The 20573-nt window shown below is 56.9% G+C and carries 20 protein-coding genes; 13 read left to right on the top strand and 7 right to left on the bottom strand.

The features are described from left to right. The first annotated feature begins 292 nt into the window (after positions 1-292). The 7 genes from ACT3IC_RS02115 (at position 293) to ACT3IC_RS02085 (ending at position 7786) form a co-directional block, all read left to right on the top strand. Complete coding sequence (locus ACT3IC_RS02115) at positions 293-3055, top strand: sigma-54-dependent transcriptional regulator (protein WP_159339240.1); 2763 nt, start codon at positions 293-295, stop codon at positions 3053-3055. 105 nt (positions 3056-3160) lie between these two features. Then, a complete protein-coding gene (locus tag ACT3IC_RS02110) occupies positions 3161-3583 on the top strand; it encodes a PTS sugar transporter subunit IIA (RefSeq protein ID WP_156654159.1) in 423 nt (140 codons plus the stop codon). 15 nt (positions 3584-3598) lie between these two features. Next, the gene (locus tag ACT3IC_RS02105) at positions 3599-4069 is read left to right on the top strand and encodes a PTS sugar transporter subunit IIB (protein WP_103178825.1); all 471 of its coding nucleotides are present in this window, start codon (positions 3599-3601) and stop codon (positions 4067-4069) included. Between the two features lie 16 nt (positions 4070-4085). Beyond that, complete coding sequence (locus ACT3IC_RS02100; protein ID WP_156654160.1) at positions 4086-4862, top strand: PTS mannose/fructose/sorbose/N-acetylgalactosamine transporter subunit IIC; 777 nt, start codon at positions 4086-4088, stop codon at positions 4860-4862. Next, positions 4843-5688 (top strand): PTS system mannose/fructose/sorbose family transporter subunit IID, encoded by an 846-nt coding sequence (locus ACT3IC_RS02095; RefSeq protein ID WP_103178827.1) that lies wholly within the window; start codon positions 4843-4845, stop codon positions 5686-5688. The genes ACT3IC_RS02100 and ACT3IC_RS02095 overlap by 20 nt, the downstream gene beginning before the upstream one ends. Before the next feature lie 12 nt (positions 5689-5700). Then, positions 5701-6762 (top strand): SIS domain-containing protein, encoded by a 1062-nt coding sequence (locus ACT3IC_RS02090; RefSeq protein ID WP_156654161.1) that lies wholly within the window; start codon positions 5701-5703, stop codon positions 6760-6762. Positions 6763-6775: 13 nt separating this feature from the next. Beyond that, positions 6776-7786 (top strand): SIS domain-containing protein, encoded by a 1011-nt coding sequence (locus ACT3IC_RS02085; RefSeq protein ID WP_156654162.1) that lies wholly within the window; start codon positions 6776-6778, stop codon positions 7784-7786. Positions 7787-7837: 51 nt separating this feature from the next. Here the strand turns inward: ACT3IC_RS02085 and rimO are convergent, their stop codons facing one another. Further along, positions 7838-9163, bottom strand: a complete 1326-nt coding sequence (gene rimO / locus ACT3IC_RS02080) for a 30S ribosomal protein S12 methylthiotransferase RimO (protein ID WP_159339239.1) — start codon at positions 9161-9163, stop codon at positions 7838-7840. Positions 9164-9457: 294 nt separating this feature from the next. Here rimO and bssR point away from each other — a divergent pair, with 294 nt between their 5' ends. Continuing rightward, on the top strand, positions 9458-9841 hold the full coding sequence (bssR, locus tag ACT3IC_RS02075) for a biofilm formation regulator BssR (RefSeq protein WP_103178831.1): 384 nt from the start codon (positions 9458-9460) through the stop codon (positions 9839-9841). A 104-nt stretch (positions 9842-9945) separates the two neighbouring features. Then, the gene (locus ACT3IC_RS02070; RefSeq protein WP_473476002.1) at positions 9946-11064 is read left to right on the top strand and encodes a PQQ-dependent sugar dehydrogenase; all 1119 of its coding nucleotides are present in this window, start codon (positions 9946-9948) and stop codon (positions 11062-11064) included. A 1-nt stretch (position 11065) separates the two neighbouring features. On the opposite strand, the gene ACT3IC_RS02065 is transcribed toward ACT3IC_RS02070, so the two are convergent. Further along, positions 11066-11692: a glutathione S-transferase family protein gene (locus ACT3IC_RS02065; RefSeq protein WP_103178833.1), complete on the bottom strand. Its 627-nt coding sequence runs from the start codon at positions 11690-11692 to the stop codon at positions 11066-11068. Positions 11693-11948: 256 nt separating this feature from the next. Here ACT3IC_RS02065 and dacC point away from each other — a divergent pair, with 256 nt between their 5' ends. After that, complete coding sequence (gene dacC / locus ACT3IC_RS02060; RefSeq protein ID WP_103178834.1) at positions 11949-13154, top strand: serine-type D-Ala-D-Ala carboxypeptidase; 1206 nt, start codon at positions 11949-11951, stop codon at positions 13152-13154. A gap of 107 nt (positions 13155-13261) precedes the next feature. On the opposite strand, the gene deoR is transcribed toward dacC, so the two are convergent. From deoR to ACT3IC_RS02045, 3 genes are all read right to left on the bottom strand, one after another. Beyond that, a complete protein-coding gene (gene deoR / locus ACT3IC_RS02055; RefSeq protein ID WP_103823460.1) occupies positions 13262-14020 on the bottom strand; it encodes a DNA-binding transcriptional repressor DeoR in 759 nt (252 codons plus the stop codon). A gap of 67 nt (positions 14021-14087) precedes the next feature. Further along, a complete protein-coding gene (gene ybjG, locus ACT3IC_RS02050; RefSeq protein WP_156654169.1) occupies positions 14088-14696 on the bottom strand; it encodes an undecaprenyl-diphosphate phosphatase in 609 nt (202 codons plus the stop codon). 7 nt (positions 14697-14703) lie between these two features. After that, positions 14704-15432 (bottom strand): phosphatase PAP2 family protein, encoded by a 729-nt coding sequence (locus tag ACT3IC_RS02045; protein ID WP_290511848.1) that lies wholly within the window; start codon positions 15430-15432, stop codon positions 14704-14706. Positions 15433-15599: 167 nt separating this feature from the next. Between ACT3IC_RS02045 and ACT3IC_RS02040 the strand changes: the two genes are divergently transcribed. Next, positions 15600-16835: an MFS transporter gene (locus ACT3IC_RS02040; RefSeq protein WP_103178842.1), complete on the top strand. Its 1236-nt coding sequence runs from the start codon at positions 15600-15602 to the stop codon at positions 16833-16835. Positions 16836-17031: 196 nt separating this feature from the next. On the opposite strand, the gene ACT3IC_RS02035 is transcribed toward ACT3IC_RS02040, so the two are convergent. Together ACT3IC_RS02035 and ACT3IC_RS02030 are read right to left on the bottom strand one after the other, a co-directional pair. Beyond that, the gene (locus tag ACT3IC_RS02035) at positions 17032-17844 is read right to left on the bottom strand and encodes a Cof-type HAD-IIB family hydrolase (RefSeq protein WP_103178843.1); all 813 of its coding nucleotides are present in this window, start codon (positions 17842-17844) and stop codon (positions 17032-17034) included. Then, positions 17844-19052 (bottom strand): MFS transporter, encoded by a 1209-nt coding sequence (locus tag ACT3IC_RS02030; RefSeq protein ID WP_103178844.1) that lies wholly within the window; start codon positions 19050-19052, stop codon positions 17844-17846. The genes ACT3IC_RS02035 and ACT3IC_RS02030 overlap by 1 nt, the downstream gene beginning before the upstream one ends. An 81-nt stretch (positions 19053-19133) precedes the next feature. On the opposite strand from ACT3IC_RS02030, the gene ACT3IC_RS02025 reads away from it, so the two are divergent. Continuing rightward, the gene (locus tag ACT3IC_RS02025; protein WP_156654173.1) at positions 19134-19682 is read left to right on the top strand and encodes a TetR/AcrR family transcriptional regulator; all 549 of its coding nucleotides are present in this window, start codon (positions 19134-19136) and stop codon (positions 19680-19682) included. 211 nt (positions 19683-19893) lie between these two features. Next, entirely contained in the window at positions 19894-20466 is a 573-nt protein-coding gene (locus ACT3IC_RS02020) for a DUF2239 family protein (protein WP_473475995.1), read from the top strand. Positions 20467-20573 lie beyond the last annotated feature (107 nt).

Raw genomic sequence — 20573 nt, 5'->3', positions numbered from 1 at the left:
TTCTCACGTTGTCGTGAGAGAAAACGGTCATAACCCGATTCGGTTTAATGTTATTGGCGTACAAACACCCTACGCCGCAAACAGGCACGGTTAAAGCAGGGAAATAGCGCAGAATTCAATCCTGCGAGGCGCCTTCAGAAAAGATGTAAATCTACCCGGCCTGGGCATTGTTCCCCCCGCTGGCATTCTGTGCACTCCTCCACAAAAGCGCACATAACCCGCCGTCGCGTTCCCTCCGCCCGCGCATTTGCGGGCATCATATCCCCATGACACTCCAGTTGTGGGATAAGCCATGCGTAATGAAATCCTGAGCTTTTTGGCCAACCAGACCGATTTTTTTGACCCGCAAAACCTGAGTGAGGTCTTTACCGCCAGCTATCTGGCAGAGCGGTTTGATCTCAAACGCAACACCGCCAGCCACTATCTGAACCAGCTGGTAGCGCAGGGCGAGCTGGTTAAAATCAATACCCGGCCGGTCTACTTCCTGCACAAGAAAGCCTTCAGCCAGCAGTTCTCCCCTCTGTCAGGTAACGAATACGACAGCATTGCGCAGCTGCTTAACGACGGCACCAGTGAACAGGCGCCCCCGGATCACTTTTCGCTGCTGATCGGTCATGATGGCAGCCTGAAGAAGGCCATTGCCCAGCTGAAAACGGCGCTCTTTTACCCCGATGGTGGTCTGCCGCTGCTGATCACCGGGGAGAGCGGCACCGGCAAAAGCTATATGGCGAACCTGATGCATGCCTACGCCATCTCGCAGGGGCTACTGGCGGATGATGCCCCCTTTGTCAGCTTCAACTGCGCCCAGTACGCCAGCAACCCGGAGCTGCTGGCGGCAAACCTGTTTGGCTATGTGAAAGGGGCTTTTACCGGCGCGCAGACCGACAGGCAGGGGGCCTTTGAGGCCGCCGACGGCGGAATGCTGTTTCTCGACGAAGTGCATCGCCTGAATGCCGAAGGCCAGGAGAAACTCTTTACCTGGCTCGATCGCAAGGAGATCTACCGGGTGGGGGAAACCGCCCAGGGTCGTCCCATCACCACCCGGCTGGTCTTTGCCACTACCGAGGATCTGCACAGCACCTTCTTAACCACCTTCCTGCGGCGTATCCCCATTCTGGTCACGCTGCCCGACCTTAACGCGCGTTCCCGCCAGGAAAAAGAGGCGTTGATCCTTCAGTTCTTCTGGCGGGAAGCGAAGAAGCTGGATGTTCCCCTGACTCTTACGCCCCGACTGCGCCAGGTGCTTCTCCACGTCCTTTATCGCGGTAACGTGGGCGAGCTGAAAAACGTGGTTAAGTATGCGGTCGCCGCGGCATGGGCCAGGCAGCGGGGGCAGGAGACAATTAGCGTTACCCTTCAGGATCTGCCGGAGAAGGTGCTGGCTGCCATCCCGACGCTGAGCGATGCGCCCGTGGTGGAAGAGCCGCTGACGATAGCGCCGCAGACCAACCTGCTGTGGCTGCTCCGCGCCCACGACCGGACCCAGGGGTTGATCCATGACACCCAGTGTCAGGTGCTGGCTCTGTACGAAGAGGTGATCGCCGGTCGGTCAGACTGGGAGGATGTGCACCGGCGGATGGGGGAAGAGATCGAAACCCTGTTCGACAGGCTGGTGTTCCATCATCGCGAGACTACCGCCTCGCCACTGTTGCAGCTCACCACCCAGCAGGTGCGGGAGGCGTTTTACCGCCTGGAGCAGCAGTTTAACGTGCAGTTTAACGGCAATGGGATCTACGCCCTGAGCCACTATCTTGTGCATCGCGCCCATGGGGGGCTCTCGGCCCTGAGCCAGGAGCGTGTCCGTCTGCTGGATGATTTCCTGGCGCAAAAGTACCCCCAGCTGTACCGTTTTTGCCAGGCGATGATCGCCGCCCTGACGCAAAAACTCGATATCGACGCCCAGCGCATCGATGCCCTGCTGCTGGTGCTGTGGCTACATAAAGCCGGGGCGGTAAGTCAATCCCAGGTGACGCGGGCGGTGATCCTGGCCCACGGCTACGCCACCGCCAGCAGTATTGCTAACGTGGCGAATCGCTTACTGAAACAGACCGTTTTTGAATCCTTCGACATGCCCCTCGACGTTACGCCGGAGGCGATTGCCCAGCAGGTCATGCACTACATCGAAAGTAACGCCGTGACGTCTGGGCTGATGATCCTGGTGGATATGGGGTCGCTTAATGCTATCCATAGCCACTTTCAGCGTCGCCTCTCGACCCCGGTGGCGATTGTGAATAACGTCTCCACCAGCATGGCGCTCTATGTCGGAGAGCGGATCCTGCAAGGGCACCACATTGAAGCGATTGCTCAGGAGGTTGGCGCGGATTTACCGGTGGAGCACCAGATCTTCTGGCCGCAGGCCAGTAAACCCCGGGTGATCCTCACCACCTGCATCACCGGAATCGGCGCGGCGGCCAATCTCTGTCATCTGCTGAAGGCCAGCATCCCGGAGGCGCTGGGGATAGAGGTGATCGCCTGCGATTACGAGATGCTCAGCGCCCCCCAGGAGCGGACGGTGGCCTTCAACCGCTACGACATACTGGCGATTGTCGGCACCTTCGATCCACAGGTGCCCGCTGTGCCGTGGATCTCGCTGGATTCGCTGATTGCCGGGGAGGGGACGCGACCGCTGATGCGCATCTTTGGTGACATTGCCACCCAGGAGCAGGTGGACGAGATTAACAATCTGCTGCTGAAGAACTTCTCCCTGCGGCGGGTGATTGAGTCGGTCACCATTCTGGATACCACCAAAGTGATTAACCAGGTGGAGCAGTTTGTCTTTCGCTATGAGCATCTGGCTGGCTACCAGGTACCAAACGAACGCAAGGTGGCGCTCTATGTGCACATTAGCTGTCTGATCGAGCGGCTCATCCGCAACGCGTCACCTTCCACCTATGCCGGACAACAGTGTCCTGAAAGCGAGCTGGCGCTGCTGCGCCAGGCCTTTAGTGTCATTGAGAGCAGTTATAGTGTCAAAATCCCCGTCGTCGAGCTCTGTTATATCCACAATATTCTGACCCTGGATACGGAATTTATTCAGGCAGATCAAGAGTTTTAAACCCTCCCATCCTTCTCTCCTCCCACGCGCCACTTTTTCTGGCACGTGGGTTGCACTCTCTGTTTAGCACATCGCTGCACAGTGGAATGAGCTTTCGAGGACAGGATGAAACGACATTACATTTTTGCCAGTCACGGCACCTTTGCCCGCGGGTTACTCGATTCGGTTGAGCTGATCCTCGGCAAGCAGCAGGACATCCATACGCTCTGCGCCTACGTCGACGAGAACCGCGATTTAACCGAGCAGGTAGAAACCTTACTCGCCAGCCTGCCCGAAGAGGATGAGGTGATTGCGATCACCGATATTTTTGCCGGTAGCGTCAACAACGAATTTATCCGCTTTTTGCACCGGCCAAATTTTCATTTGATCGCAGGCCTCAATCTCCCGTTGGTGATCGGCTTGCTGATTTCAGCGGATGAGCAGGATAGCGAGAAATTAATTCACGAAGCGTTATTCAGTTCCAGAGAGAGTATTCAGTATTGCAACCAGTCTATTGCCAGTGCGCTGCAGGCGGATAAAGACTTCTGATCGAGAGGAAGAATAATGATTACGTTATTACGCGTTGACCACCGATTATTACACGGACAGGTCGCCTTTTCCTGGACCCAGTATGTCGGGGCGGATTGCATATTAATTGCCAACGACAGTGTGCCCAATGATGAATTACGTAAAACGACCATCAAGCTGGCAAAACCGCCCGCGGTGAAGCTGGTGATTAAAAATATCAACGACTCCATTGAAGCCATTAAAAGCGGCGTCACCGATAAATATCATCTTTTTATCGTTGTGGAGTCCGTAGACGATGCCTGGCGTTTAGCTTCGGCGGTGGACGGTATTAAAAGCATTAATCTTGGCGGCATTAAAGCGAAAGAGGGGGCGCGCAATATCTCTAAGGCCATTAATTTGCTGCCGGACGAAATAGAAAAACTTACTCAACTGGTCGGCAACGGTATTGAAGTCGAAATACGCCAGGTGCCGAACGATCGCAAGCAGTTATTAGCCGAAACGCTGTAATTCATGAGGACTCACTATGGTAGAGGCACTTTTACTCGGACTGGTGGCGTTTATCGCCCAGTCTGAATATGCCCTCGGCACCTCGCTGCTCTCCCGGCCCATTGTCACCGGCCTGTTAACCGGGCTGGTGTTGGGCGATGTGCAGACGGGGGTGGTGATGGGCGCGACGCTCGAGCTGGCGTTTATCGGCTCGTTTTCGGTGGGGGCGTCGATCCCGCCGGACGTGGTCACCGGCGGGGTGCTCGGCGTGGCATTCGCCATCACCTCCGGGGCGGGAACGGAAACGGCGCTGCTGCTCGGCCTGCCAATCGCCACCCTGACGCTGGTGCTGAAAAACGTCTATCTCGGCATGTTTATCCCCATGCTCAGCCAGAAGGCCGACAGCTATGCCGAACAGGCGGATACCGGCGGTATCGAGCGGATGCACCTTATCGCCGGGTTTGGTCTGTCGCTGATGCTGGCGGCGGTGGTGACGGTGTCATTCCTGGTGGGCAGCAGCGCGGTGAAATCATTGCTGGATGCCATCCCGGAATTTATTAAGCACGGGTTAAGCGTGGCGACGGGGATCATTCCGGCGCTGGGCTTTGCCATGCTCGCCCGGCTGTTGATCAACAAAAAAGTGGCCCCGTTCTTCTTCCTCGGCTTTGCCCTGATGGCGTACCTGAAAATACCCGTCACCGGTATCGCCATTCTCGGTGCCATTGTGGCGGTGGTGATGGTCAATATGACCGCCCCTAACGCTCCCCGTACAACGACCGATCAAGGAGTCGCTGATGACGACGAAGATTTCTGAAGAGACCCTGCCCGAGACGCAGGATGAGAACGCGATTAACGCCCGCGATCTGCGCCGGGTGTTCTGGCGGTCGTTCCAGATGGAGTTTTCCTGGAACTATGAGCGGCAGATGAACCTTGCCTTCGTCTATGCCCTGATCCCGGTGCTGAAAAAGCTCTATCCGCAAAAGGCCGCGCTGGCGGCGGCACTAAAACGCCACCTGGTGTTCTTCAACACCACGCCGCATATCGTCACGCTGCTGCTGGGCATCACCACGGCGATGGAGGAGAAAAACAGCCAGCAAAACGAGATGGACGGCACGGCAATCGACAACGTGAAGGCGTCGCTGATGGGGCCGCTGGCCGGGCTGGGGGACTCCTTCTTCTGGGGGACGCTGCGCCTGATCGCCACCGGGATCGGCACCAGCCTGGCGCTGCAGGGCAACATCCTGGGGCCAATCCTGTTCCTGCTGGTGTTTAACGTGCCGCACATTCTGGTGCGCTGGCTTTTTACCCGCTGGGGATACGTGCTGGGCACCGGGGTGCTCCATCGGGTGCAGAAGAGCGGGATGATGGAGAGCCTTACCTACGGGGCGTCGATTATCGGGCTGATGGTGGTGGGGGCGATGGCCGCCTCGATGATCAACATCACTATCCCTGTCTCCTTCGGCGCGGGAGAGGCGAAAACCGAGGTCCAGGGGATCATCGACAACATCATGCCTTGTCTGCTGCCCCTTATCAGCTTCGGCATTGTCTACTGGCTGCTGGGGCGCAAGGTAAAACCGCTCACCATCATCGGCGGCATGGCGCTGGTGGGCATTCTGGGTTCGTGGATCGGTCTGTTTTAAGCGGAGAAAACGATGCAACCAACAATGATGACCTATATCGAGGAGCAGCCTGCGGCGCTGGAGAATATTCTCCGGCACTATCCGGCTCATCTCGAATCGCTGGAGGCCTTTGCCCGTCAGCACCCGGTACGCCGTCTGCTGGTGCTGGCGACCGGATCGTCGCTCAATGCGGCGATGTGCGCGCGCTACTTCTTTGAACACCGCTTCGGCCTGCTGGTGGAAATCAAGGAGCCGTACAACTTTGTGCATTATGAAGCCATCGACCCGCACACCGACATGGTGCTGGTGGTCTCCCAGAGCGGAAAAAGCGCCTCGACGCTGGCGGCGATGGAAAAAGTGCAGGCCGCCGGGCTGCCGGTGTTCGCCCTGACGTCAGACCCGGATAGCCCGATAGGCCGCCGCTGCGATCGTGTGCTGGATATCCATACCGGGATCGAGAAGGTGGGGTTTGTGACCCGCGGCTTTAGCGCCACGGTGCTCAATCTGCTGCTGGTTGCGCTCACGCTTGCCCAGGCGCAACAGCAGATTGATGAACGGGAAGCACAGGACTACCTGAAGGCGCTGCACCAGCTTGCAACGGCGATCCCCGACACCATCGCCCGCACGGAGACGTTTTTCGCGCACCATCAGCACACTCTTCGGGAGGGCACACGCTTTGTTGCCATCGGCGAAGGGGCCCTGACCGGGGTGGCGAAGGAGTTCGAAACCAAGTTCACCGAAACGGTGCGGGTGCCGTCCGGCGGATTTGAGCTGGAAGCCTACATGCATGGCCCCTATCTGGAGGCCAACGCAGAGCATGTGATGTTCTTTATTGAGGATGCACCAAACCCACGCCTGCGGGCGCTCAGGGACTATATGGCCCCGGCGGTTAAACAGACGTTTCTGGTGACGCTGACGGGCGAGGAGCAGGAAAATACCCTGGCGCTGAACTGCGGCCTGCCGCATCTGCTCTCGCCGCTGCTGTTGATTGTCCCCATGCAAATTCTGGCCTGGCGTACCGCCTGCGCCAAAGGCATCGATCTCTCGGTGCGTATCTTCGATGACTTCGATCGGGTTTTAAAAAGCAAAATATAGCAGGAGAACAACTATGTTAGGTTTTAATCAGGACGAGTACCTGACCAGTGCTCGTGAGATTGTTGCTGCGCGTAAACAGGCGGAACAGGTCGCCGACGATATTTATCAGCAGGGCTTCAGCACGCTATTTTTCTCCTCGGTAGGGGGATCGCTGGCGCCGATGATGGCCATTAACGCCTTCGCCCGGGAATTAACCGAAATACCGGTTTACCTTGAACAGGCGGCAGAATTAATTCATGCCGGACATAAACGCTTAAATAAAGATTCCGTGGTGATTACCCTCTCGAAATCGGGGGATACCAAAGAGTCGGTGGCGATTGCCGAATGGTGCAAGGCGCAGGGGATCCGCGTGGTGGCGATCACCAAAAACAGCGACTCACCGCTGGCGAATGCCGCCACCTGGCATATTCCGATGCGGCACAAGAACGGCGTGGAATATGAATATATGCTGCTCTACTGGGTATTTTTCCGCTTACTGCATCGTAACGGGGAATTCGTGGATTACGACCGCTTTGCCAGCCAGCTGGAGCTGTTACCTGAGAATCTCCTTAACGCCAAAAAGCAATTTGATCCACAGGCGGATGCCATCGCGCAAAAATACCATACCGCCGATTATATGATGTGGATTGGCGGCGCGGAGATGTGGGGCGAAGTCTATCTCTTCTCGATGTGCATTCTGGAGGAGATGCAGTGGAAGCGCACCAAATCGGTTTCGTCTGCGGAGTTTTTCCACGGCACGCTGGAGCTGCTGGAGAAAGAGGTGCCGCTGTTCCTGGTCAAAGGCGAGGGCAAATGCCGGGCGCTGGACGACCGCGTCGAACGTTTCGCGGCGAAAATTACCGATAATCTGGTGGTGTTTGATCCGCGTGATTACACCCTGGCGGGCATTGACGATGCGTTCCGCTGGCTGCTGGCGCCGTGCGTCATCTCAACCCTGCTGGTGGACCGTCTTGCCGCCCACTTCGAGCATTACACCGGCCACAGTCTGGATATCCGCCGTTATTACCGGCAGTTTGAGTATTAATCACAATAAAAAAGGGGACGTGACGTCCCCTTAATCTATGTAGCTGTGTGATTAAACCCGGCTGCCCCACAGGTCATATTCGTCAGCATTTTCAACCTTCACGCGCACGATATCGCCCGGTTTCACCTTCGTTTCACCGTTCAGGTAGACCGCACCGTCGATTTCCGGGGCGTCGGCCATGCTGCGGCCAATGGCGCCTTCTTCATCCACTTCGTCGATGATCACCAGAATTTCGCGGCCCACTTTCTCCTGCAGACGTTCAGCAGAGATCTGCTGTTGCAGCTGCATGAAGCGGTTCCAGCGCTCTTCTTTGATCTCTTCCGGCACCTGATCCGCCAGTTCGTTGGCGGTCGCGCCTTCAACCGGGCTGTACTTGAAGCAACCCACGCGATCCAGACGGGCTTCTTTCAGGAAATCGAGCAGCATCTGGAAATCTTCTTCGGTTTCACCCGGGAAGCCGACGATAAAGGTGGAGCGCAGGGTCAGATCCGGACAGATTTCACGCCACTGCTTGATGCGCGCCAGCTGGCGGTCAACGGAGCCAGGACGCTTCATCAGCTTCAGGATGCGCGGGCTGGCGTGCTGCAGCGGGATATCCAGATACGGCAGGATTTTGCCTTCCGCCATCAGCGGGATCACGTCGTCCACGTGCGGGTAAGGGTAGACGTAGTGCAGACGGGTCCAGATGCCCAGCTTAGCGAGCTGTTCGCACAGGCCGACCATGCTGGTTTTTACCGGCTCGCCGTTGTGGAAACCGGAGCGGTGCTTCACGTCCACGCCGTAGGCGGAGGTATCCTGAGAGATCACCAGCAGCTCTTTTACGCCCGCATCGGCCAGACGTTTGGCTTCGGCCAGCACTTCGCCAATCGGACGGCTCACCAGATCGCCACGCATCGACGGGATAATGCAGAAGGTGCAGCGATGGTTGCAGCCTTCGGAAATTTTTAAGTACGCATAGTGACGGGGCGTCAGCTTCACGCCCTGTTCCGGCACCAGGCTCAGGAACGGGTTGTGCTTTGGTTTTGGCACGTAGTGGTGCACATGTTCCAGCACCTGCTCATAGCTGTGCGGACCGGTGATTTCCAGCACCTTAGGGTGGACTTCGCGGATCTGATCGACTTTGGCACCCAGGCAACCGGTGACAATCACCTTGCCGTTTTCGGTGAGTGCTTCACCGATGGCTTCCAGAGACTCCTGTACGGCGCTGTCGATAAAGCCGCAGGTGTTAACGATCACCATATCGGCGTTGTCGTAGCTTGGTACCACGTCATAGCCTTCGGTGCGAAGCTCGGTCAGGATACGTTCGGAATCCACCAGGTTTTTCGGGCAGCCCAGAGAGACGAAGCCGATTTTCGGCTGGTGCGTAACATTGCTCATAGATTAAAAAGTAGTCAGTTATGGAGTTATCAGGGCAGGGATTGTACAGATTTCCGCGGCGAATTTATAGCGATCTGTGCAGCGGCAGACGCAGGTAGCCTGATATTGCGCACTGGAAGAATAATAAGGATTTAAGCGCCTGCGGGTCCGCCTGTTTTTGGCGATACCCATCCGGGACAATTTAACATTGTAAATGTCAGTCATCCGCCGTGGATTATTGACCTGACGCATTAAACTGCGCAAAAAATAGACATAATCTAAGAGTGTACTAAGGCTGACAAGGGGGAAAAAAGCATGTCCGTTGACAGACTAAAACGCGATCTTCTTAACAAGATGATCAACGCCCGAATCGATCTCGCGGCCTATCTGCAGTTAAGGAAAGCGAAGGGGTATATGTCAGTCAGCGAAAGCGACCATCTGCGTGACAATTTCTTTGAACTTTGTACTTACATGCGTGAAAAAGCGCCTGAACTGAGGGCGCACTGCAATGCTGAGGAGCAGGCGATGCTCTATCGTGCCGCCGGTTCGCTCACCACCGCAGGCGTCTGTATGATGACCGGCAACCATGATTGCCCGACGTTCATCGCCGTCAACGCAGAGAAGCTGGAAAGCTGTCTGAACGATCTCACTCTCTGCATCCAGTATCTGAAATCGCATACACCGCTGATTCGGAGCTGACCCCGGGGGAGGCAACTCCCCCAACTGCTTAAGCTTTTGTAAAAGTGATAATGCCCCTGCGCTGAGTGGCTACCTTTAAGTCATACCTTGTAAAGGAGTGCATTATGCGTCGATCTTCGCTTATTTCCCTGCCAGTGTTGCTACTCTCCGCCTCGCTGTATGCGGCTCCTGCGGATGTGAAGGTTTCGGTACTGCAAAATAAACTCGATCATCCCTGGGCGCTGGCGTTCCTGCCGGATAATCAGGGGATGTTGATCACCCTGAAAGGCGGGCAGCTTAAGCGCTGGCAGGCGGGCAAAGGGCTCTCCGATCCCATCGTCGGCGTGCCAAAGGTCTGGGCTAACGGCCAGGGCGGGTTGCTTGACGTGGCGCTGGCCCCTGATTTTGCCACGTCGCGCCGGGTCTGGCTGAGCTATGCCGAAGCGGGGGATGACGCTAAAGCGGGCACCGCGGTAGGGTATGGCCGTCTTAGCGACGACAATACCCGGCTGGAGGGCTTCAAGGTGATCTTCCGCCAGCAGCCAAAACTCTCCACAGGCAATCACTTTGGTGGCCGGCTGGTGTTCGACGGGAAAGGCTATCTCTATATCGCCCTGGGGGAGAATAATCAGCGGCCCACCGCCCAGGATCTGGACAAGCTGCAGGGCAAAGTGGTGCGCCTCACCGACCAGGGTGCCGTACCGGACGATAATCCGTTCGTAAACCGCCAGGGCGCACGACCCGAGATCTGGTCTTATGGCATTCGTAACCCGCAGGGGTTAGCGATGAATCCGTGGAGCGATACGCTGTGGCTTAATGAGCACGGCCCACGCGGCGGCGATGAAATCAACATTCCGGAAAAGGGCAAAAACTACGGCTGGCCGCTGGCGACGCACGGCATAAACTACAGCGGATTGCCGATACCGGAAGCGAAGGGTGAACAGGTGGCAGGCACCGAGCCGCCGCTGTTTGTCTGGAAGCAGTCCCCGGCCCTCAGCGGCATGGCCTTCTACAACAGCGATGTTTTCCCGCAGTGGAAGAACAAACTCTTTATCGGCGCGCTGAAAGACAAAGATGTGATTGTGCTGAACGTTAACGGCAATCGCGTGACGGAAGAGGGGCGTATTCTGGGGGATCGCAATCAGCGGGTGCGCGATGTGCGGGTCGGGCCGGATGGCTATTTATACGTGCTGACCGATGAGTCGGACGGGCAGCTGTTGAAGGTCAGCCCGTCCGGGACATAGCTTAGCTGACCGGGATCATCACCACGTTGCGGTATGCCGGTCGCTCGCTCAGGTTGGTCAGCCAGCGCGCCAGATTGGGGCGCGGCGTCCACTCAAGATCGACGTTGGTGAGGTTCCAGACAAACGGTGCGACGGCGATATCCCCCACGCCAAACGCATCGCCCGACAGCCACGGTTGTGTCGCGAGAGCCTCATCCAGCATGGCGAACAGGGATTCGCAGCTCTCTTTTGCTGCGTTAATCGCCGCATAGTTACGTTCGGCTTCCGGGGTTCTCACCAGCCCCATCAGGATCACCCGGTGGGCGGGGGAGAGCGTCTGGTTAGCCCAGTCCATCCACTTCTCACCCACGGCACGCTTCGCAGGGGCATCGATCCACAGCCTGTTCTGTCCATATTGCGCCGCAAGGTAGCGCACAATAGCGTTGGACTCCCACAGCGTCAGATCGGTTTCGTCATCGCGCAGCAGCGGTACCAGGCCATTGGGATTCATCGCCAGATACTCCGCCTCTTTATTCACCCCGTACTGCATTCCCGCCATGATCTGGTTGAAGGGTAAATCGAGCTCTTCCAGCGTCCAGAGCACCTTTTTGACGTTCGTTGAATTGTTCCGGCCCCACAAAGTAATCATAATAACCCCTTATAATTAAAGCCGATATCAGGATGAGATCCGTGTGTAGGGCTTCCATGTTGGGATAAACCTAACAAATACGCAACAGAGGCGAAAAAAATCGATGGGGTCAAAGCTTATCGGATTGTAATTGCGTAAACTTTAAAAAAGTTTACCAGGTTTTAGTTTTTTTAAAGCCATTAGTACGTTATTAATCAACGTTTCTTGCGACACGGCGGTATGACGTGATTTTTGGAATGGACATTCGGGTGGCAACATGATGCGAAAAACTTCTTATTTACGTGGTCTGGTAGCAGGTAGTGCGCTGCTGGTCCTTTTTGCACCTTCGCTGTACGCAGCGGAACAGGCGGCGCCAGAGGCACCGCCGGTTGATGCGCGCGCCTGGATACTGATGGACTACGCCAGCGGTAAAGTGCTGGCCGAGGGCAACGCTGACGAGAAACTTGATCCTGCAAGCCTGACCAAAATCATGACCAGCTACGTGGTAGGGCAGGCGCTGAAAGCGGGCAAAATCAAGCTCACCGACATGGTGACCATCGGTAAAGATGCCTGGGCGACCGGTAACCCGGCGCTGCGCGGCTCCTCGGTCATGTTCCTGAAGCCTGGCGATCAGGTGGCGGTTTCTGACCTGAACAAAGGGGTAATCATTCAGTCAGGAAATGATGCCTGTATCGCGCTGGCCGATTATGTGGCCGGCAGTCAGGATTCTTTTATTGGTTTGATGAATGGCTATGCCCAGCGACTGGGCCTCACCAACACCACCTTTAAAACCGTTCACGGTCTGGATGCGCCGGGCCAGTTCAGTACCGCCCGCGATATGGCCCTGCTCGGTAAGGCACTGATTCATGACGTGCCGGAAGAGTATGCGATCCACAAAGAGAAAGAGTTTACTTTCAACAAAATCCGCCAGCCGAACCGTAACCGCCTGCTCTGGAGCAGCAACCTTAACGTTGACGGGATGAAAACCGGAACCACGGCGGGGGCTGGCTACAACCTCGTGGCGTCGGCGACCCAGGGCGATATGCGTCTGATCTCAGTGGTGCTGGGCACCAAAACCGACCGCATCCGCTTTAACGAGTCGGAAAAACTGCTGACCTGGGGCTTCCGCTTCTTCGAAACTGTTACCCCTATCAAGCCGGATGCGACGTTTGTCAGCCAGCGCGTCTGGTTTGGCGACAAGAGCGAGGTTAAACTCGGCGCCGGGGAGAGCGGTTCCGTGACCATTCCGCGCGGCCAGCTGAAAAACCTGAAGGCCAGCTACACCCTCACCGACAAACAGCTCACTGCGCCGCTGAAGAAAGGCCAGGTGGTCGGTACCATCGACTTCCAGCTGAACGGCAAATCCATCGAACAGCGTCCGCTGATTGTGATGGAGGCGGTGGAAGAGGGGGGCTTCTTTGGCCGGATGTGGGATTTCGTCATGATGAAATTCCACGAATGGTTTGGGGGTTGGTTTAAGTAAATAAAACAGCGCCGGGTAGCGGCTTCGCCTTACCCGGCCTATGAACAGCCCAAACGCCTGAATCGTAGGCCCGTGCAAGCGCAGCGCCGCCGGGCAGTAAACCCCACTCAGTACATCAGCTTTATCTGCTGCGCCTTAGCATAAGCAACCAATTCCTCATCCGGACGGCAGTCGCTCACGATGGCATCAAAACAGGTCAGCTCGCCCATTCTCGCCGGGCGCACTTTACCTATCTTGCTGTGATCCACCACCAGTACATGGTACTGAGCCATGCTCATCGCCCACTGTTTTACCGGCAGTTCATCCAGATTAAAGCAGGTTGCGCCCTGACGGACATGTACACCCGCCGCGGAGTAAAAGGCGATATCCGGGCAGAGATTATTAAGCGTGTCCTGCAGATTGAGCGGTTTGAAAATGGCATTGCTGGCGTGGAACTCGCCGCCGCAGAGGATCACCCGGCACCCCGGTTTTTCCTGCAGGGCGAGGAACGTATTCAGGGAGTAGCAGACGCCGGTAAAGGGCAGGTCGTTATCAATGGCTTCGATGATCCAGGGGGTAGTGGTACCGCAATCGAAAAAGAGCGTTTGATGCGGCTGCACCAGCGAGGCGGCCAGACGTGCGGCTTTGCGCTTCTCTTCCACCAGACGGGTCTTTTGATCGCTCAGCAGATAGTGGCTGGCGCTGCGGGGTTCGAGGACGATATAGCCGCCAAGCAGCACTACGGGGCCGCTTTCACTGTTGAGATCCCGTCGAATGGTCATCTCAGAGACACCCAGCAGCGCGGCGGCTTCTTTCAGATGCAATTTATCGCTGCGCTTAAGCGCATTAATCAGTTGAGCCAGCCGTTCGTCACGTCGTGTTTCCATAGGTCCTCGGAGCCAAAAATGAACCCCCGTTACGCCGGGGGCTCAAGTTTAACTCGCTAAACCCGACTTAGTCACGTATCCAGCCTTTACGGATAGGCAGGGCAAAGCAGAAGCGGTGAAGCTGCGAAAGACGTTGATAGATAACGTCACCGCACAGATTCCAGAGGATCTGCGCGCTCAGGCAGCCCAGCAAGCCGACCATCAGCCCGCCCAGCATATCCATCGGCCAGTGCACGCCAAGATAGACGCGGGACCAGGCGACAGCGCAGGCTACCATCATTAAGACGATGCCCGACCAGACGCGGTGCCAGAACAGGAACGCCAGCGCAAAGGTGAAAATGACGGTGCCGTGATCGCTCGGGAAGGAGTCGTCTGCGGCGTGAGGCAGGAAGTTATAGCCGACACGATCGACAAACGGGCGGTCATGAGGGAAGAGATGCCCCAGCAGCCACGACGCTGCCAGGCTGATCACCAGCGCCATGGCAATTTTAATCACCAGCTGGCGCTGGGCACCCACCTGTTTGCGCGGTCCCCATAGCCAGAGGATCGCAATCAGCGCCGGCACGATGCTGATCAGGTCTTTCGCCACAAAGGTGGCGAGATTAATGCTCCACTCCGCTGAAGCAGGTGTGGCATTAATCAGATGAAACAGTCCGTAGTTCAGATCTTCTAACATATCCTCGTTACTCTTTTGCAAACCAGGCGGACACCAGGCCATAGGCCACCACCTGAGAAAACCACACCCACCAGCCTGCCCACAGGTTATGGGAGAAGAAATGTGCACCGCGCATCACCTGGCCATAGCCCATCCCCAGCCCGAGCACGATACCCGCAGCGACCATTCCCCAGGCCAGGCGCGGACGTTCACGCCAGAAGGCGAAGAACAGCCCCATCACCATAAAGCCGCTTGAGGCGTGCCCGCCCGGAAAACAGCGCCCGGGGCCGCTGCCGGCAGGGGCGGCGTCAAACAGGGGATAGGACAGCGCTTTGCCGCCGTACTCCATCAGGTCCCAGGGGCAGCTGTGATGGCTGGTGGCTTTCAGTATGCCCACCACCGCCGTGCCAAGCCCCATCAGCAACGCCCCGGTCACCCACTGAGCGTTGCGTCGCCAGATACCGTACAGCAGCATCCCGGCGGCCAGAGTGATGGTCAGGTATTTCGCCAGTCGATGATTGAGCAGATCGAGCAGCGCGTTCTGCTGCAGCGGAAAGCGTTGGCTCGCCGCATCAAACCAGTAGCCGGTCAGCACCCTGTCGAGGGTTTCATCCCGCGAAAGCCAGATAAAAACCGCGGCCAGCACCAGCAGCACAATGAACTGGTTAACATAAAAACGTACCGGCAAAGGGTAAAGGGGTTTTGTCTTAGAACTCTTTAACTTAGACAATTCTGAAGCGGAGGAAATCTGTGTCATAATTAAGGTCAATGACTGGAAAAGCCTAAGCATACGGATGCCAACTTAAGGAAACCTTAAACGACGGCGATTTGTGCGTTATTTCTGAACTGCTGCGTGAATCTGCTATCGCTGGCGCGGCCATTTCATTACACTCTGCGCGATTTTTTATCGGATATTGAGACTCCATGTTAAACCGTTCTTCTTCTGGCACTCGCCTGGGGCGTCAGGCGTTGTTGTTCCCCCTGTGCCTGGTGCTTTACGAATTCTCCACCTATATCGGTAACGATATGATCCAGCCCGGCATGCTCGCCGTAGTGGCGCAGTACAACGCCGGGATCGAGTGGGTGCCCACCTCCATGACCGCTTACCTGGCGGGGGGGATGTTTTTACAGTGGCTGCTCGGCCCGCTGTCGGACCGTATTGGCCGTCGTCCGGTGATGCTCACCGGGGTGGCGTGGTTTATCGTCACCTGTCTGGCGACCCTGCTGGCGCAAACCATCGAGCAGTTTATGGTGCTGCGTTTTTTACAGGGGGTCAGCCTGTGCTTTATCGGCGCGGTCGGGTACGCCGCCATCCAGGAGTCGTTTGAGGAGGCGGTGTGCATCAAAATCACCGCCCTGATGGCTAACGTGGCGCTGATTGCGCCGCTGCTGGGCCCGCTGGTAGGGGCGGCGTGGGTGCACGTCGCGCCATGGGAGGGGATGTTTGTGCTGTTTGCCGTGTTGGCCGCCATCTCGTTTTATGGTCTGCACCGGGCGATGCCCGAAACGGCTACCCGCATCGGCGAAAAGCTCTCACTGCAGGAGCTGGGGCGCGACTATAAAGAGGTGCTGAAAAACGGTCGCTTTGTGGCCGGGGCGCTGGCGATTGGCTTTGTCTGCCTGCCGCTGCTGGCGTGGATCGCCCAGTCGCCGGTGATCATCATCAGCGGCGAAAACCTCAGCAGCTACGAATATGGCCTGCTGCAGGTGCCGATTTTTGGTGCGCTGATTGTGGGTAATATCGTGCTGGCCCGTTTGACCTCGCGCCGTACCGTGCGCTCGCTGATTATTATGGGCGGCTGGCCGATCGTGATTGGGCTGGTGGTGGCCGCGGTGGCGACGGTCGTCTCATCGCACGCTTACCTGTGGATGACCGCGGGTCTCAGCATCTACGCGTTTGGTATTGGGCTGGCAAACGCCGGGCTGGTGCGTCTGACGCTGTTTGCCAGCGAGGTGAGCAAAGGGACGGTGTCGGCGGCGATGGGCATGTTACAGATGCTGATCTTTACCGTGGGCATTGAGGTGAGCAAACACGCCTTCAGCAGCGGCGGCAACGGGCTGTTCAGCCTGTTTAATCTGGTAAACGGCCTGCTGTGGCTGGCGCTGATGTTTGTCTTCCTGAAAGACAAGCGGGTGGGCAGTTCGTTACAACCGGATTAAGCGGGCATGGTGCCCGCATTTTGCCGGGTGGCGGCTTAGCCTTACCCGGCCTACAAGACCTGCGAACCCGTAGGCCTGCGCAAGCGAAGCGCCGCCGGGCATAGGCACTGTGCTCGCATTTTTGCCGGGTGGCGCTGCGCTTACCCGGCCTACAAAGTCGCAGGCCCGTGCAAGCAACGCGCCGCCGGGCATGGCCTTAGCTGAACGGCGCCTCGCGGTTCAGGACGCGGTCGATAATCTCCAGCACCCCTTCTTCATTATTGTGCGGCGCCTCATAGCGGGCGATCGCTTTGATGTGATCCCGGGCGTTGGCCATGGCAAAACTAAACCCGGCCTGGCTCAGCATCTCCACGTCGTTACCGCTGTCGCCGAAGGCGACCACTTCGCTATCATCAATGCCCCACAGTTCCTGAAGCAGACGCAGGCCGTTGGCCTTGTGGATCCCCGGCAGGATAAGGTCGATATTGCCGTAGCCGGTGGTCACCGGCACCATAATATCGCTCAGTTTGTCGTGGATCATCTCCTGGATGCGCGGGATCGCCTCATCCGGCAGATTCAGCCCGAATTTAAAGAAGATATCGTTAAAGTTGTCGAAGTTATCCACCTTTTCCAGGCGGTGATAATATTTCGCGGCAACGTCGTGGAACGCTTCGCCATAGTGCTTGAGGGTATAGGCGCTGCCTTTCCCGCAGGCGATCACTTCCACTTCCGGGATGGAACAGAGAAACTCTGCGACGGTGGCGAACTGCGCCTGGGTCAGCTCGCCGTTATAAACATCTTCTCCGGCATTTACCACCCAGCCGCCGTTTTCAGCGACGAAGGCGATCTCATCGGCTATCTCCGGGAAAAAGGAGATCAGCTGGTAGTACTGGTTACCGCTGGCGACCACAAACCGTATGCCACGCTCCTTCATTTGCGCATACTGGCGCAGAAAGCGCGCGCGATTGTACTCCTTCGCATCGTTCAGGAAGGTGCCATCCATATCAACCGCAATCATCTTAACGCTCATTATCCATTCTCCATGACAGATTCACTCTGCGACGCCGGTTTAGCGACTGCCCGGGCGACCAGGGCGGCAATGATCACTAAGCCCAGTACCACCATCATGGCGCTGCGTAAGCCATAATGTTCCCCGAGGAAGCCCAGCAGCGGCGGGCCCACCAGGAAGGCGAGATAGCCGGTGGTGGCGACCACGCTGACGCGCCCTGGCGCATCCGGGCCGGTATCGCTGGCTGCCGAGATGGTGAGCGGGAAGCCGAGCGAAGCGCCAAGTCCCCACAGGATCACCGACACGCCGGCCACCCAGTCGACATCAACAAAAATAATCAATGCAATACCCAGCCCGCCCAGCAGGGCGCTGGCGCGGACCACCGTCACGCGGCTGTAGCGGTCGATAAACCAGCCGCCGGTAAAGCGACCGACGGTCATACCGAGCGTAAACCCGGCGTAAATCAGCGAGCCGGAGGTGGGGCTGAATCCGTGGCCGTCCACCATCAGCAGCGGCAGCCAGTCGTTTGCAGAACCTTCGGCAAAGGCCATCGCCAGCACCACCACGCCAATCAGCATCAGCTGCATATCGCGATAAAACGGCACGCCTTTCTCACCCTTTTTGCTCTCACCGGCCTGGTTCTTGCCGTTGCCGTCCGGGATGGCGGTGATCCCCAGCAGAACCGGGGCGATACAGACCAGCGCCGCCAGCAAAGTATGGGTCGTGGCGGCGATACCGGAGGCGGTCAGAGCCATGCCGATACCGGCGCCTGCCAGGGTACCGAGGCTGTAAAAGCCGTGCATCATCGGCAGTACGGTTTTGTTCATCTCCTGCTCGATAGTGGCGCCTTCGACGTTGATCGCCACCTCTGCCGCGCCAAAACTGCCGCCAAAGACGGTCAGCCCGAGGGCAAACGCCAGCGGGGAGGCAAACCATAGCGCAGCGCTGAGCATCATCATACCGAGAATCGCGCAGCACATGGTGGTGCGGATCACGGTCCGCGTGCCGAAGCGCTTAACCAGCCAGGCGGAGCAGAGAATGCCGCTCATCGAGCCTATCGACAGGCCAAATAGCACGATGCCCATTTCCGCCGTCGAGACCGACAAAATGTCGCGAATGGCGGGGGTACGTGTGGCCCAGGAGGCCATCAACAGGCCGGGGATAAAGAAGAACATAAACAGCGCCCACAGGCGGCGTTGCAGCTTTTTGCGCGATGAGATGTCGGTCATGATTTCTGTACCAGAGGGACAACACAGGAGACAACACTAGCAAGTTTGTGTACATTTGTACATAAATTCGCTGAGGTAAAAATGAACAGACGACCCAACGATCCGCAACGGCGGGAACGGATATTGCAGGCCACCCTGGACACCATCGCCGAACACGGCCTGAACGCCGTCACCCACCGCAAAATCGCCAGCTGCGCCGGGGTGCCGCTGGGGTCGATGACCTACTATTTCGCCGGAATGGACGCGCTGCTTGAGGAAGCCTTCACCTGGTTTACGCAGCAGATGTCGGTGCAATACCGCGAGTTTTTTGCCGGGGTGACGGGGCCGGAGATGGCCTGCGAGTCGATTACCACTCTGATTCACAGCTCCCAGGTCACCACGCCGCACAATATGGAGCTGATGTACCAGCTTTATGCCTTTATGAACCGCAGCCCGTCGTTAAAAACCGTGATGCAGGACTGGATGAAAACCAGCCAGACGACGCTGGAGCAGTGGTTTGATCCGGTCACCGCCCGTGCGCTGGATGCGTTTATCGAAGGGATGACGCTGCATTTTGTTACCGACCGGCAGCCGCTTTCACGAGAAGAGTTAAGGGCGATGGTAGGGCGGATTGCGGGGGAGGGGGGATAAGCGTCAGGTCAGCAACAGCCTTTGCCGCAAACGCAGATAGTGATTTTACTTTTACGTAACATTGTGCCAGAAATAGTGTTGAAAATTTATCCACAAATCGATGGCATCATATCAGGCTAAACGGGCATAATAAATTTTACCCGGGTAAAATTGGCACCATTCTTATTGTCAGCCTACGCTTATATTTTTACCCGGATAAAAAGGCAAGCACATGCCCGCTATCACCCTTACCGCCTTCTGGCGGCAGCAGGAGATTGCGCACGGAACCCTGAGCGAACTGATGCAGCAGTTACAATCCGCTAACATCGGTCGTGAAACCGTTTTCATCTTTAACGATCGCAGCGGCAAGCGCCTCGATATTCATCTTCATGCAGATATTGCCAGCACCCTGGCGGTCTACCCGGAGCTGGCGGAAAGCACCGCGGTGAAAACCCGTGGACGACCAAAACTGGGCGTGTCGGCAAAAGAGGTCACCCTGCTGCCCCGACACTGGGATTGGCTGGCTACCCAGCCCGGCGGCGCTTCCGCCACCCTGCGCAGGCTTATCGATCAGGCGAGGAAAAGCGCTAAACCGGTGGATAACAAGCGCCAGCGCCACGACCGCGCCTATCACTTTATGTACGAAATTGCCGGGGATCTTCCTGGCTACGAGGCCAGCATGCGCGCGCTGTTTGCTGACGATGAAGCCACGTTTACGGCCACTATCGCAAACTGGCCGCAGGATGTGCGCGAGTACGCGCTACGGTTAGCCTTTAGCAAAGAAGAAGCGAACCAGGACGCCTAAAATCTCTACAAGTGTAAATTTTTGTGCAATTTGCTTCTTTGGTATTACTATAATTTATTGATTTTAATAATATTAAAATCCACTACTGCTTTCTCTTTTTTCGTCAG

The organism is Leclercia sp. GHBNCSD (genome assembly GCF_055805075.1).
This window is presented reverse-complemented; position numbering and strand designations above follow the sequence as displayed.

Coding starts and splice junctions, on each gene's coding strand:
- bssR (WP_103178831.1), top strand. CDS start 9,458: ATGTCCGTTGACAGACTAAAACGCGATCTTCTTAACAAGATGATCAAC.
- ACT3IC_RS02065 (WP_103178833.1), bottom strand. CDS start 11,692: ATGATTACTTTGTGGGGCCGGAACAATTCAACGAACGTCAAAAAGGTG.
- ybjG (WP_156654169.1), bottom strand. CDS start 14,696: ATGTTAGAAGATCTGAACTACGGACTGTTTCATCTGATTAATGCCACA.
- ACT3IC_RS02030 (WP_103178844.1), bottom strand. CDS start 19,052: ATGACCGACATCTCATCGCGCAAAAAGCTGCAACGCCGCCTGTGGGCG.
- dacC (WP_103178834.1), top strand. CDS start 11,949: ATGATGCGAAAAACTTCTTATTTACGTGGTCTGGTAGCAGGTAGTGCG.
- ACT3IC_RS02085 (WP_156654162.1), top strand. CDS start 6,776: ATGTTAGGTTTTAATCAGGACGAGTACCTGACCAGTGCTCGTGAGATT.
- ACT3IC_RS02035 (WP_103178843.1), bottom strand. CDS start 17,844: ATGAGCGTTAAGATGATTGCGGTTGATATGGATGGCACCTTCCTGAAC.
- ACT3IC_RS02090 (WP_156654161.1), top strand. CDS start 5,701: ATGCAACCAACAATGATGACCTATATCGAGGAGCAGCCTGCGGCGCTG.
- ACT3IC_RS02025 (WP_156654173.1), top strand. CDS start 19,134: ATGAACAGACGACCCAACGATCCGCAACGGCGGGAACGGATATTGCAG.
- ACT3IC_RS02100 (WP_156654160.1), top strand. CDS start 4,086: ATGGTAGAGGCACTTTTACTCGGACTGGTGGCGTTTATCGCCCAGTCT.
- ACT3IC_RS02105 (WP_103178825.1), top strand. CDS start 3,599: ATGATTACGTTATTACGCGTTGACCACCGATTATTACACGGACAGGTC.
- deoR (WP_103823460.1), bottom strand. CDS start 14,020: ATGGAAACACGACGTGACGAACGGCTGGCTCAACTGATTAATGCGCTT.
- ACT3IC_RS02040 (WP_103178842.1), top strand. CDS start 15,600: ATGTTAAACCGTTCTTCTTCTGGCACTCGCCTGGGGCGTCAGGCGTTG.
- ACT3IC_RS02070 (WP_473476002.1), top strand. CDS start 9,946: ATGCGTCGATCTTCGCTTATTTCCCTGCCAGTGTTGCTACTCTCCGCC.
- rimO (WP_159339239.1), bottom strand. CDS start 9,163: ATGAGCAATGTTACGCACCAGCCGAAAATCGGCTTCGTCTCTCTGGGC.
- ACT3IC_RS02115 (WP_159339240.1), top strand. CDS start 293: ATGCGTAATGAAATCCTGAGCTTTTTGGCCAACCAGACCGATTTTTTT.
- ACT3IC_RS02045 (WP_290511848.1), bottom strand. CDS start 15,432: ATGACACAGATTTCCTCCGCTTCAGAATTGTCTAAGTTAAAGAGTTCT.
- ACT3IC_RS02095 (WP_103178827.1), top strand. CDS start 4,843: ATGACGACGAAGATTTCTGAAGAGACCCTGCCCGAGACGCAGGATGAG.
- ACT3IC_RS02020 (WP_473475995.1), top strand. CDS start 19,894: ATGCCCGCTATCACCCTTACCGCCTTCTGGCGGCAGCAGGAGATTGCG.
- ACT3IC_RS02110 (WP_156654159.1), top strand. CDS start 3,161: ATGAAACGACATTACATTTTTGCCAGTCACGGCACCTTTGCCCGCGGG.